11 protein-coding genes are annotated in these 13565 nt (G+C 48.0%); all 11 read right to left on the reverse strand.

Features of this window, described 5'->3' with window-relative positions; translation table 11 throughout:
• Window positions 1-2 precede the first annotated feature (2 nt).
• On the reverse strand, window positions 3-2477 hold the full coding sequence (locus L5M38_RS16225) for a hypothetical protein (RefSeq protein ID WP_263179655.1): 2475 nt from the start codon (window positions 2475-2477) through the stop codon (window positions 3-5).
• A gap of 7 nt (window positions 2478-2484) precedes the next feature.
• Window positions 2485-2856 (reverse strand): hypothetical protein, encoded by a 372-nt coding sequence (locus tag L5M38_RS16230; protein ID WP_012196693.1) that lies wholly within the window; start codon window positions 2854-2856, stop codon window positions 2485-2487.
• 38 nt (window positions 2857-2894) lie between these two features.
• Entirely contained in the window at window positions 2895-7181 is a 4287-nt protein-coding gene (locus tag L5M38_RS16235) for a phage tail tape measure protein (protein ID WP_263179656.1), read from the reverse strand.
• 92 nt (window positions 7182-7273) lie between these two features.
• Entirely contained in the window at window positions 7274-7993 is a 720-nt protein-coding gene (locus L5M38_RS16240; RefSeq protein ID WP_106649474.1) for a hypothetical protein, read from the reverse strand.
• Window positions 7990-8415: a hypothetical protein gene (locus L5M38_RS16245; RefSeq protein ID WP_263179657.1), complete on the reverse strand. Its 426-nt coding sequence runs from the start codon at window positions 8413-8415 to the stop codon at window positions 7990-7992. The genes L5M38_RS16240 and L5M38_RS16245 overlap by 4 nt, the downstream gene beginning before the upstream one ends.
• A 15-nt stretch (window positions 8416-8430) precedes the next feature.
• A complete protein-coding gene (locus tag L5M38_RS16250; protein WP_263179658.1) occupies window positions 8431-9000 on the reverse strand; it encodes a hypothetical protein in 570 nt (189 codons plus the stop codon).
• Between the two features lie 3 nt (window positions 9001-9003).
• Complete coding sequence (locus L5M38_RS16255) at window positions 9004-9348, reverse strand: hypothetical protein (RefSeq protein WP_263179659.1); 345 nt, start codon at window positions 9346-9348, stop codon at window positions 9004-9006.
• Window positions 9341-9664, reverse strand: coding sequence for a DUF2190 family protein (locus L5M38_RS16260; RefSeq protein ID WP_012196684.1), 324 nt, complete (start codon window positions 9662-9664; stop codon window positions 9341-9343). Before L5M38_RS16260 ends, L5M38_RS16255 begins: the two co-directional genes overlap by 8 nt.
• Window positions 9665-9744: 80 nt before the next feature.
• Window positions 9745-11826 (reverse strand): ClpP-like prohead protease/major capsid protein fusion protein, encoded by a 2082-nt coding sequence (locus tag L5M38_RS16265; RefSeq protein WP_263179660.1) that lies wholly within the window; start codon window positions 11824-11826, stop codon window positions 9745-9747.
• A complete protein-coding gene (locus tag L5M38_RS16270; protein ID WP_263179661.1) occupies window positions 11729-13309 on the reverse strand; it encodes a phage portal protein in 1581 nt (526 codons plus the stop codon). The genes L5M38_RS16265 and L5M38_RS16270 overlap by 98 nt, the downstream gene beginning before the upstream one ends.
• A 49-nt stretch (window positions 13310-13358) precedes the next feature.
• Complete coding sequence (locus L5M38_RS16275; protein ID WP_012196681.1) at window positions 13359-13565, reverse strand: hypothetical protein; 207 nt, start codon at window positions 13563-13565, stop codon at window positions 13359-13361.

The following is a 13565-nucleotide window of genomic DNA, read 5'->3' on the forward strand; positions in this document are numbered from 1 at the left end:
TCCTATGACTCGTTGCCGAAAAATGACAACACGGCTTTATCTGTAGTGATTTGACTGTGACCAACCTGCACATTGCGCAGCAACATAATCGGATTTGAGGCCGCGAACGTGGCGAAACGAATCGCTTCGCCTTGCTGCCAACCGCCACCCCATGCACCTGAGCGAATGATGAAATAAGGGGCATTAGTCAGTGGGTTAATCGGTGCAAAATCATTGAGTGTGTCACCTGTGGCGATTTGGCCAAGACGGCGGCCAACACAGCGAAATGCAGTGGCTGAGGTCATAATCAATACCCAATCTTCATTCACTGCAGTGGTGTTTTTGACTTCAAACGGATAGTCAACCGCATTCACGTTGCCCGTTGCTGGGTCGCCATCAAGGTCCCAATTGTTGGCCCATGCCGTCATATCCCGCACTCTGCCAACACGCGCCTGCAGATCGCCAAGGATTTGCACACTGGCTAAAGTGGTACCTGCAGGATATTCACGGGCTAAGGGCTTGGCCAACACAAGGCTATTGCCTGTAAACGATGACACTAGACCGAGTTCCATAATGGTATCGCTCAGCACAAACGGCGCAGTAAACCCCGTAAAATCACTGTTAATCGTGACCGTTCCGGCCACTTTGTTTACGGTGAAATGGTCATTGTTAGTGGTCCATAGGCTGGCACCATTGGCATCGGTAATATCCACAAACTGGGCATTTTCACGAATAGTAAACACAGTGCCGACAGAGCCTGTGACTTGCTGCACTTGGGTATGAGAAAGCGCAACTGTGCCCCAGCGTCTGAACATATCGACAATGCCATCATTGGGGATACGCAGTGGGTTTAGCCCATAAATTTCGGCGGGTGGTAGCTGGCGCAATTGGTCGGTAATGTCATAGCGCAGCGTGGTTAAATCCACCGGATTGGTAAATAACAGTTCAACCAAACCATCTACGATAGTGCCGCTAATGCCACTGCCCGTTATCACGCCTTGATTGTCAGATGAGGCGCTGATAATGGCGTGGTCGGATATCCGTTCAACCTGCACGTAAAAGCTCTCTAACAATGGATTAGCCACACTCAAGGCAAATTTAGCCGTAGTATCGCCTGCAGCCGCTGCAGTGGTTGATTCAACTAAACCTGAATAGCTCAATTCAAAATCACCACGGCTGACCGTTTGCTTGGTAACGACACCCGTAAAATAATCAATGGTCGCCAGCAATTCAGTGGTGTCATACAACTTACCGATACCACTATTCACATTTTCAAAAACGTCCTGAGGCACATAGTTACTATCGGCAAACACAGCGCGGCCTTTGATACTGCCGACCGTTAGCTGCTTATTCGCTGGGAATGCATTAGCACTTGAGTAAATGCTGTATTTATATGCAGAAACATAATAGAGCGAGACAGTGGGATTATAGGCAAAGCGCACATCAGGCCGCAGCGTAACGGTCACGTTCCCCGTTCCGACAGTAATCGACTGAACTAATGAATTACTTCCGCCGAAAACGCCATAAGGATCTGTTGATACTGCAGTGACAACATCAGTGTCTATCAGTAAATCCGCTGTGGTGAAGGTATAGCTATACGTCCCTTCTGCGCTTGGCTGGCTAATCACTTTGCGGATCACTTGGCTAACAGTGGCATCGCCGTTATCACTACCACCCGTGATGGTATTGCCGGGCTTTGGCGCTAAGGTGGTGATCGCTGGTAGTAACGATAATTGAGTCGCGCCCACAGCTAAACTTACCCCGCTGGCTGCGGCAGTCAGCTTAGTTACCCCGTGGAATTTCAATGGGGATGCAGTGTTGGATAATCGCAAGCGAGTGCACTTACTCTGGCCATTGATTTGCAAACCGGGTTCGGGTGTCGCAAAAGGGATCGGCGGGTCGAATACTACGGTACCCACTGCACCGTTCACTATGCTGGTACGCGTGACTTTGCCGAAATGGGTTTTGCGTGGCCATGCCACGTTTTCAATACCAGGATATTCCACGGTGATGCAGATCACTTGGCCAACCTGCAGATAAGTTGTTTTCCAATAGTCGCGGTCGTTAAATCGATATGATGACTGCAGGTAATCTGAGGAAAACGAGTTTTGGTTCACAAGGAAGCCGGGACCACCTTCACGGATCAATTCTCCTGCAGTGACTGACGACTCAATGATCTCTTTCATATCCGTCATGCGAGATTCATCATCCAGCGCGGCAGACTCGATCATGAATACGTTAACTAATGGGTCTATCGGTGGCTCACTGATAAACACATGTGCATCAATCAAAGTGCTGGTGTCTGGCGTATCGAGCGCAGGGAACGCTTTTACAATATCGATACTTGATTGGGCATGGTCGATATCGGATATCGCTGAAAATAGCTCGTTAAGCAAGCCTGACTGCACGGCGTTCTTAGTCCGTTGGCCGCCAGCCTCATTACTTGAACCCAGTAACTCAGGTTTAAATACTTTTAAATCTAAACGGGTAATAGTCATAAACGGCCTATAAAGTCAGAAACTTAAGAACCACGTTAGTGAGCTTTTCAAACCCGCCAACTTCGTCAAATAAATCCTCACCCGTTATGGGCGAGCCTGCAGTGTTATCCCAAACCACGTTATAACTGGTGCCTTCATAGGCCAACGTGAAGGCGGTTAACGTAATGGCGGCATGGGCTTTTAGTTGTTCAAACTCAGTGCGCAGCATCCATCCCGATTTGGTGCCTAACTCCATGGCAATACCTGCTGGGATAATGGTTTGCTGCACCAATGGCGCGCCGTTTAAGGCGCGCTTCATGTTGGCCGCAACGCGGGGCGTGTTGTCGCGATTTAGCCACAGCAAATCCACCGCGATATCGTTCTCATCGATGGTTGTCATAAGGACCTTTGATTAAATGGGGCGAATAACAGGATTGGCTAACCGCCAACAGATTGCAGACGTTTGATCTCGTTCATCAATTCAGTGACGAGGCTGCGCTTCATTTGAGCGTTAAAGGTGCTATTGCCAACCTGCAGTTGCAGCACTTGCATATCTGAAGTGTTAGCCACAGATTGCGTGCTGGTTTGGGTATTGGCTTGCGTGTTAACGGTAGCGGTTGCTTGATTTTGAGCGGTAGTTTTAGCAGCCGCGGCACTGGCTTCGGCTTGCTTCTTCGCCTCGGCAGCGCTTTGCTTATCGGTTGCTTGCTGGGCCTGCAGGGCCTTACGTTCTAAGTCTTGTGCCTGCTTAAGATCACTAAGACTTTTTTGCAGTTTATTGATGAGCTGACTATCACCGTATGCTTGAGCTGTGGTGATTAAATCGTTCACTTCCTTTAGCTCACTAGCAAACTTACGCTCAGCAATATCCTTCTGGTTGCCCAAAGCGGTATCGAGCCGGTCTTGAATATCCATTGTGGTTTTATTAATTTCATCAGCCAATTCTCTAAAACGTGAACGGGCTTCATCGATCGCTTTGTTGAGCGGAACAAGCTGATTGTCAGAAAGCCTTACAACAGAGTTATTAGCGAGATCAGCAAGTTCACCTAGCTCTTGCAAGCTGAGTGAGCCGCTCTCGATTTGAGTGACCCAATCACGCATCCGAATGGCATTATTGATTTCACGTCGTTCGCGTTTTTGATCAGCACCCGCAATTTGATTATCCAATTGCGCTAACCTTTCGGTCATTGCTTGGATAGTGGCATTTGAGTAATCGTATTCGGTATTCAGCGAAACAATCACATCACGCGTGGCGGCAGCACTTCCCCTAAAGTCATCAATCGTACTTAATTGTTCCGCGATAACTTTAGCATTTTCAATACCTGCGGCAGTATTATCCTTTGTGGCCTTAGTGTTTTCCTTAGTGGCCTCGGTATTTTCATCTGTCTTTTTACTACTTTCACCCACCACTTTATTGACTTCACTCAACGTCCCTTTGAGTATTTGTGACTGAGCATCGTACTCTTGCTTAGTTAATAAACCCGCCCTGAAATTTCGATCCAATGCTTCAAGCTGCGCTTCATAGTCACGCTGCAATATCAACAGTTCAACATAGGTCGCGTTCTCTATCTTGGATAGCTCAACAGACTCGCGCTTCAGATCAGCAAGGTTGGCTTCTTCCTTTGCCAACTTAGCTTTTATAAGGGTGAGTTCAGCCGTGGCTTTGTTCTCATCTTTTAAAGCCGCTTCAAGATCACGAACCTCTTTCTCGGTCCTTAATATTTTTTCTTGCAAGTCTAACTGTGCATCAGACAACAACCCTGTCGCGGCAATGGATTTATTCGACTGTTCAACGACTTTAGTATGTGATGCCGCTAACTCTTGCAGTGAAATATTCAGTTCTTTTTCAGTCAGCAAACCCTTTTCGTACTGCGCTTGTAGCGCTTTGCGCTGAATAAGAAATGCATTAGTTAAATCAGTTTGAGTGAGGGTTTTAGTATTACTTTTATCAACCTCTACGTTGTAATCCTTGACCGATGCATTGAGCAGTTTGGTCATGTTATTCAATGTTTCTGTTGAAATAAGCCCTTTATCATGTAGCTGATTTAGTTCAGCTTGCCGAGCCATTGCCTCTTTTACTGTGACAGAATACTGTTCTGTAGAGGTATTCACCTTTGACTGACTAACGGCAAGCGCACTAGCAGCCTCAGCCGCCTTCTTGTCAGCTTCTGCTTTATTATTATTGGCATTCGCTGAGGTAACTTTAAGGCTAGCTTCGACCTCAAGTTCGTTATTAGCACGAACTATCGCATTGGTTAATTTACGATATAAATCTTCTTGTTCAGCGTTGTATTTATTGGCCTCAATGATGCTGCGGATTTGCTTTTGCTGTTCAGCACTAAGCCTGCTCATCGCAAAACCATACTTATCCATAGTGTCATTAAAGCTTTTATAGGCAATGGATGACTCGCCCGCTAAGCGCTTATTGGTTTCCTCAATGTCCTTAACATCTTTGCTAATTGATTCCTTAGTTTTCGACATTTGCACGCCAATATCGGCGATTTCTTTCTGCAAATTTGTGGTGTCAATCCCAGCCAAAGATTCGATATTTTCAGCCAGAGATAAGGCTGCATAAGTAGTCCCTTGCAAACCCAAAGTGAGAGTATTAAAAACAGAGGTAAGATAATTAGCATTTAATGACATTTCATCAATTTTACGCAGGACAACATCAAACGCACCGTCCGTGAATAAACTGGTAAAATTATTAGCCGCCTCTAATACATCCCTAAAACCACCTATCAGTTCAGGTAAATATTCTGCCAACTTAACAACATACTCACGAACACTATCAATAGCACGACCCGTTCCTCGGATAGAGCTATCAACTTCGGCAGAAAAAGTCTCACCTATTTCAGTGGTTAAACCGTGGAATTTATTTTGTAAGCGACCGATTGCTGACTCTTGATCAGCATAAGCTTTAATCGCTTCCTTCATGTGGTAATCGCCAGCGGCATAGGCTTTATTACTTAGCTCTAATGCAACTTTTAGACGATCTGTACCATCCGCTAATACACTGAGAACGCCTGTCGCCTCAGTGCCATCAATGCCCATCGATTTAAGGGCATCAGAGACTAATCCGCCTTCGGCCTTAACCTTTTGTAAGCCCTCAAGGAATTTAACCAATACCTTTTCAGGCGCATCACCGAGATCTTGCTCAATCTGCTTAGCGGTTAGTCCGGTAATCTTAGTTAATCGCTCAAGTGAATCGCCGCCTTTTTTGCTCGCTTCGTTAATCTCAGCGCCAAGGCGTTGCATAGCCGTTCGCGAACGTTCAGCTGGTTGGCCTAACTCTGCCAGCGTAGTACCAAACGCCGCAGCCGCAGCAGAACCCAAGTTAATTTCACGGGTACCAGAAACTATCTCCTTGGTCATCTGCACAATATCAGCTTCAGTAATCGCAAAGTCGTTACCAAGCGCTACCACAGCAGAGGATAAATTATGGATCTCAGGGATACCTTCTTGAGTCATCCCTAAAATTCTGGCCAGCATGGTTGCCGCTTCATCGCCGGCTAAGTTGGTTGATAACCCCAACGCATCAGCCGCAGCCACCAAGCTGAGAATATCTTCAGTCGATTTAGTGCCTAACTGGCCCGCCACTTCCGCCATGCGCAGCAGCTCATTCGTGCTGGTAGGGGTGACGTTTTCGCTGAGGTTTTTAAGCTCATCGGCCATTTTCACCACAGTATCACGGGCAAGGTTGGTGGTTTTTTCAACCTTAGTAATAGCGGCTTCTAACTCACCGTAGTTTTCAACGCCACTTTTTACCGTTTGCACCGCCTGCTGTGCCGACAGCAATACCGCATAAGCCTTAGCCAGCGTGCTCACCGCCTTGGTGGTGAGGTCAGTTTGCGCGTTGGCGACCTTGGCCGAGTTTTTAGACTCAACCAATAACCTATCGTGTTGCGCTAATTTATCGTTAACCCCTTTAAGCGCCGCTTCTGCGCCAGCTTGTTTAGTTTTTAATTCTTGGCTGGCATCGGCAAGCTTACCCATATCAATGCCGGCTTTATTAAGCACAGCTTGCTGTTTATCTAATTGCGCTTTATTGCTGCCAAGGCTTCTGCCAAGGTTAGTTAGCTCATTGCTGGCCGTTTTAACTTTAAGTGCATATTCGGCTTTATTACGGCCAGCCTTTTCAACTTCGCTACCTAAGCGCGTTAATTCGCTACGTTCTTGCTCAAGCTCGTTTGCCAACTTTGTCGCACTGGCGGCGGTATTTTTTTGCGCTGATTCAAGCTGCTGCAAATCGGTTTTAGCCGCGGATAATGCCTTTGCTTGAGCTTGGCTGGCCTGTGCACCTTTATTTTGAGTCGTGGTTAAACGCTCAACTTCGGCGCGAGCGGAAGCAAGTTGGCTATCATAGCTAGCCAACTGCGCCGCAGTTTGGCTGTATTCAGTTTCAAGCTTAGAGGTTGAGGCAGCCGCATCTTGCTGCGATTTCTCAAGGTTTTTTGCCTCAGTATTAGCCTGCTTCTGCTCTTGCTTTAACTTATCAAGCGCTTGGGCGTTATCAACATAGGCGCGTTCGCCCTTATTGATAGACTCAGTAAGCGAATCAATCGCCTTAATAGCCTCTTGCTGGCGTTTTAAATCATCAAGTTGCTCATTGAGCTTTTCGCTTTCGCGCCCCAACTCCTGCAACGCTTGCTCAGATTTTTTGGCCTCAGCAGAAAACAGATCTTTGCCTTGAATAATTAAATTCACTTCTTGGTCTTTAAAACTCATGGCATCACCGATTGATAGAAATTAACAAACCAAAATAAAAGCCCACAGCACATGGATCACATGCTGTGGGCTATAGGGGAAAATCTTTCGACTTATGCAGCGCTACGAACGAAGAACTTAGACTTACCCGTGGCAACGATTGAGCTGTCAGCGAGTACAGCACCTTCAATATCGAAGCTACCGTAATCGGTACCGATCAAGTCTAAGCCTGATGTGGGTGTGGGCTTCCACTTATAAAACTTCAGCATCCACGGTTTACCGGTTGAGTCGTTAATACCGTCAACAACCACACTGACCGTTTTGCCTGATTCCGTTAATGCCTGCAACGCATTACCCGCTTGGCTGGTGTAACCAATGGTTAATGTTTGGCCTGCTGTAATGGCGCCAGTCGATAACGCGCGGATACCCGCGGCACTGACAACATAATCTTCATCAAGTACATAAGTCACATCACCCGCTTCATTTTTAACAACAGGGGCGATACTGGTATCAATCATTTTTGCGGTTTGCGCTAAGCCATCGAGCACAGCGATAATTTCTTCATCTGCAACGGGTGTTGCAGTTAATACATCAATCTTACCGCGCATAGCTAGCGCTAAGTTCTCGTTGTTAAAATCGTAAAAGGTCGCACTTAATTTTACGGATTTAATCAACGTGACTTCATCGGCATAACCTCCGCCACCACGGTAGTTGGGCAAGGATTTGGTTTCTTGTTCGATAGCGAGCTTTACGCCGCTCACGTTGCCACAGTCACGGCCATCGATATAGACGATCGCTGAGCCGATGTAACTTTCGGTTACTATTTCACTCATAGTGAGTCTCCAAATTTAACGGTATTAACAAGGGATAGGGTGAACACCGCTAGGCCGTGTTCTTCATGGGCTTCGGGCATGATGTACTTGCAGGGCTCTGTCTCTTTAAAGCTGATTACCGAGGGCAACCAGCTAGGTTTTTCAGGGAAGCGTTCATCTTTATAGAATGCACTTCGGATAGCACGCACGAGGTTGATTAGCTCACTGGTTGGTTGCGGATTTTTAGCGAGTTTTACGCCAGCAATCACTTGCAGCACCAGATCATCCTTGTATTTATCAATGCCATTTTTAGCATCAAAGGCATCGGTATACGGCTGCAAAAAGATGAATTTGCTTTCTTTGGCAATGGACTGCACATAAAAACCTTCACGTACAGTTGCGCCGTCAACCAGCCCGAGGCGGTCTAAGATTGCTTGGATCATGGAGTTGCCTCTTAGTTAACTGCTAGCGTGGTGGCCGTAGCGTTCGCGTAGATGTTTAATAATTGGTGGCTCAATATCCTTTTGTATTGAACCAAAACTACCCGCAACTGAAGGGCCATACATAGATGTATTGCCTGCCGCTTTGGCTTGTTTAAATGTGCGCCACGTTTGCCCGGGCAAACGCTGATACATTAAAAAATTGCGATTTTTACCAATAAAGGTAAATGTGCCTTTAAACCAATGTGGCTCATTACGTATTGGGCTGATCATGTGCCCGTTCGTTCTAGATCGGCCGTTTTTACCCGTGCGATACAATGGACGAGCAAAGCGAGTTAAGGTGCTTGGGCGATATCTTGCGCTGATATAACCTTTAAGATTGCTAGGGTCTACACTGTAGCTAATCAAGTTTTCTACATAGCTTTTTGAATTGAAACCATACTTGTTGAAGATCGCATCGACTGTCGCCTTTTCACCAAACTTAACTGCGTCCTCAATTGCCCTATTAATTGCTGGCGCTTGTGCGGTACGAATGCGGTTAAGTTCCTTTGTTACTGCCTCCATGCCTTCAATCTTTATGCGTGCCATTAGCTAGGCCTCAAGCGGAATATAGATAAAAGTCACGCTGACCGAATCCATGCTTACCCTTTGGGTGAGCCGTCCTTGCTGGACGCTAATGCCCTCACCTATCGCAAACTCATCACCAGAATTTACCGCCCCTTCGGATTGTAAAAACTCGGCACGACTGATTAGCTCGGGGACATATTCATTAGACGAGGCCGCAATTTCAGCGCCGTTATCATCCAAACTCACCAGACGAGTAAATGGCGCAGAACCATCGCTTGGGGTAAAAAGGCACGGATCAGCCAAACGCTGAAACAGCCGCACCATTTTACCCCGCACGCGATCGGCAAAGTGGTTGCCAACGTTAGGCATTGATCTTCACCCAGACGCTGGTAGATGGATTTGCCGCTGCAGCCCATACTTTGCCAGCTAAGGTATTGCCCGTGGCGAGTGATGTGATTTCATTAGCGGTGTCGTCCCAATACACGGCTGCGCCAACTGCGAGCACATCTGTGGACTTTTTAGGGAGTTCAAACACACCTTCAGTGACACCTGTACCTTCGGTATCGGCGGCAATGGCGCCAATCGCCACAACTAACAATGTGGCCAGTAATACCGCTTCACCACTGGCAACTGCGGCGGTGGGCGTAAAGCTAATGGTCTTGCCATCTTGCACATAATTTTTCATGAGAGTGTTCCTGCTTAAAAACAAAACTGAATAAAAAAGGGCTATCGTTTGATAGCCCATTTATGTCGGTTTAGCGCTGTTTACACGCCTGTTGATTTCACCAATCCACGGTAATCAAGCGGTGCAACACCCGCATCGATGCGTACTTTGGTGGCGACGCCGTCGATAGTGAAGCCCTGTTGCTGCTCAATGTAAGGCGTGTCGATGCCATCAAGGTAAGCCACCTCAATGGTGTCGCGGCCTTGACCCGCAGAAAGGAACCACTGAACCGCGCTGTTATCATCTAAACGAGGCTCAGCAATCACTTCGGCAAAGTTTTGGATTGGGTTAGCAATACCTGAATTCACATCGGCACCTTTAACAGAACTGGACTTAATGATCTGGTTAAACGTGGTTTCAAGCGCTACAGGGCACAGTACAAACTCAGGGCGAATATTCAGGGGGCGATTACCCGATTTTTGCTTACGCATTAACATGCGATTAGCATCGAGGGCCGCCACACTTGGCGCACCAGAACCTAAGTTGCCGTGTTCATTATGGAACAGCGTTTTGCCATCAGCCATTGCGGGGTTTTTGGTTAATACCGCATATACCAAATCGCCAATGGTGCCTTTGGCGGCAAAGCCCATTTTCATTGGGATATCAGTCAACATACTCATATCGTCGTTAATGATGGCTTGGCGAGTAATGCTGAACAACTCGCCATAGGTAGCCAGCGCGATTTGTTGTGCATGGTCGCCAACGGTGACGTACTTGTATTCCGCACCTTCCCGTACTTGGCGCAGGCTATTAAAGTCACCAAGGCCAATACGTTTGGCGATATTAAAGTTGCCTAGTTGACCTTTTTTGGTCCAACGCTCGAAGGTTTCTTCGGCGGTTTCCCAGCCCATTAACACTGATTTATTAGCTACATCTAACAGGATATTGCCAAAGTCGCTTGAGCTGTGTGTAAAGGCTAAGCCGACCATATCCATTTTGTTGAATCCAGCGCAGCCGATACCGCGATCTAACAGTGAGGCGCGCGCCAACTCAAGCATGGTGTAGCTCGAATAGTTGTTGCTAGCTTCAGCTTTTGCATGGCCGGAACGCGCCATTAACTGAGCACGGATCGAGTCACCAACGATATTGCCGTTACCCGCATAAATAGTCGTGCGAGGTAACGTAGCGCACGGTGTAGTGTTCTCTCCCAACTTTGCCAAGATCATGTCTTTGGCTTTATCAGCATTGATGTTGGCATCGGCAATACACTGATTACGTAACTCTGCTAACTCAGGAAAGAAAGTAAATGCCGCATTGATACCGTTCATACGCTCAGTATTAAACGCAATCGCAGCCGCTTGAATAGCTGTGGTATCAGGTTGTGTTGCTGCAGGCGCAGGCAACTGAGCATTAGGTGCTGCTGGTGCTGGCACGAGTGGGTTGGGAGCACTGTTACCCTGCGGTGCAAACAGGTTTTTGAGAGCTTCAGGCATATTAGTAAAATCCTTAAGACGTTTTGAATTAAGTGATGCCGCCATTTGCAGCGGATCGGTGAGGGTGTTGGCAAAACCTTTTTCCACTGCTTCGCGGCCTGTTAACCAAGTTTCAGCGGCTAATAAGGCGTGAAGTTCATCTTCTGACAAGCCTGTTTTGTGTTGGTAGGCGCCCACTAAATTGCCTTCAACCTTATCGAGCAAGTCGGCGTATTTGCGCATATCTTCAGCATCACCGAGAGTTCCGCCCCAAGGCTTATGCACCATCATCATGGCGTTTTCAGGCATGATGACTTCATCAAAAGCCATGGCAATCACACTGGCCATCGAAGCAGCAAGGCCATCGATGTAGCAAACTTTGTGCGCTGGATGGCCTTTGATCATGTTGTAAATCGCCATACCTTCGAATACATCGCCGCCTGGCGAATGAATACGGGCGGTAATGGTGCCCACTTTGCCTAGGGCCTGTAGATCACGGGCGAACTGTTGCGCACTAATGCCCCAGCCGCCAATCTCGTCATAGATCATTAACTCGGCATTACCGTTTTGCGCCTTGAGGCTATACCAGCTTTTGCTTGGGTGAGACTCGTTGTTAATCTGGCTCAGCGTTGCGGCGGGCGCGGTCAGCGCTCCGCTTGGCAGCATTGCGCTTAGCGCTGCTGCCGCTATTGCTATCTTGGTTTTCTTCACTGGTTTGTTCTCCAAGTATCGGGTCGGGGTCATTGGCCGTGACCATGTTGTTTTCGCGGTTGTAATCCACCTCACGCTTACGCTGGCGTTTTACTTCTGCAGGATTACGGCCACGGGCGCGAGTCCAATCGGCCTCGGTTGCGACGTTGGCAGCGATCATCATTTCCCAGCCTTCGGCCTCTTTGCGTGGGTCAATCCATGGCATGGTGGGCCCGTAGTACACGGCATCAAATAAAGTGCGCATGTCGAGATCAGGCGGTAGCACTAATGGGTCCTGCTTGTTGTGCATTTCCATTTTGAGAAAATTGCGGAACACAGGCCGCGACCAGCCAGCACAAAACCACTGCTGCATAATTCGGTTGGATTCGTCTTGCTCAACTAGCTCTTGGCGCTGGCTTGAATAACTGCCTTTGTAGTCACGGGCAATGCTGGAATAGCTGCCACGGGTACCAGCTGCGGCGGCTTTTAATTGACCGTTACGAAAATCAACTAAGTGCACATTAGGGCGGTTTGATTCAATCATGCCCACATCTTCACCGGGCTTGAGATCATCGAAGGTCATGCCAGGTGCAATGGGGATTTCGCGGCTTGACGATTCACCACTTGAGTCAGGAACAAACATGGCGGCATCACCGCGCTTGATGTAAAACGCCAGCGCGGCCGCAATCCGAGCCGCTACTCGCTCAGATTCCTCATAGTCTTTAATATCGCCAAGGCGGGTTAAAATGCCGTGGAATAACGAAGCGCCGCGCAGTTGGTGCAGGCGTTTAAATAAGCCTAAGTGCATCATGCTCGATGCTGGTATCACTTTGGTTTTGTAGCGAAAGCCGACTTGATCCGCAGGGTGATCGAGCAATACGTGATAGTTAACCACTTGGCCCCAGCCGTTAACCTCAAGCCCTTGGCGTACCCGCTTTGCTGGTTCGTTTAACTCGTAGGGGATAAAGTCGGCTTCTAAGGCTTCAATACTGTATTGAGTGCCTTGCTCATTTGGGTGGCCGAACTTCGACACTTTACCCATCACATGCTGGCCGAACACATCACCATCACGCAGGGCGCTACGTAACACCAAGCGTTCTAATTCAGGGCGACTAAAGCGGCCCGTCACATCACACTTAAGCGACCATGCACCGAAACGGCGTTGAATATCGTTAGCTAAGTCATCAAGGATTTCACCGCTAATACTGCGCGGCTGCGGTTCAACCACAATCCCTTGGGCACCGATCACCCGTTCTTCCATCCGGTCGAGAATGCCGATACTGAGATCATGATTTTCGTCTAACCAGCGCGCTTGCTCACGCAGGCTTTTACCTGCGGCAAATACCGCTTGGTTAGCCCCGCGACTTTCCTTTTTAGCGCGATGCGTGCGGCTTGGGCTGGCGGCTTCATACCCTTTCAGGTTGCGGTAGCTCATTGCGGCCGCTTCACGCTGTAATGCTAAACGCGGGGCAAATATCGCCAGCGCATCATTGATAATGCTCATGTGTTGCTCCGACTTATATTTTTAGAAGTGCCTTATTAATGCGGCTTGATTAGTTAAAGCTGGCTAACTTGACGCCACCCTGTGGGCGGCTAAAGGCACTTAATCGGCGCTCCCACTCAAGCCGACCTTTGCGAATTTCGCCTAGGTCCTCGGTGGTCATTGTTTTGCCGTTGATCGTGGTTTGCTTGCCTGCTAACACATCAAGCTCGGCCTGAAAGTACGCATCGATCATCTGTTGGCATTGGGTTTGGGTCAT

Source organism: Shewanella sp. SM101 (assembly GCF_025654465.1).
Classification (GTDB): Bacteria; Pseudomonadota; Gammaproteobacteria; order Enterobacterales; family Shewanellaceae; genus Shewanella; species Shewanella oncorhynchi.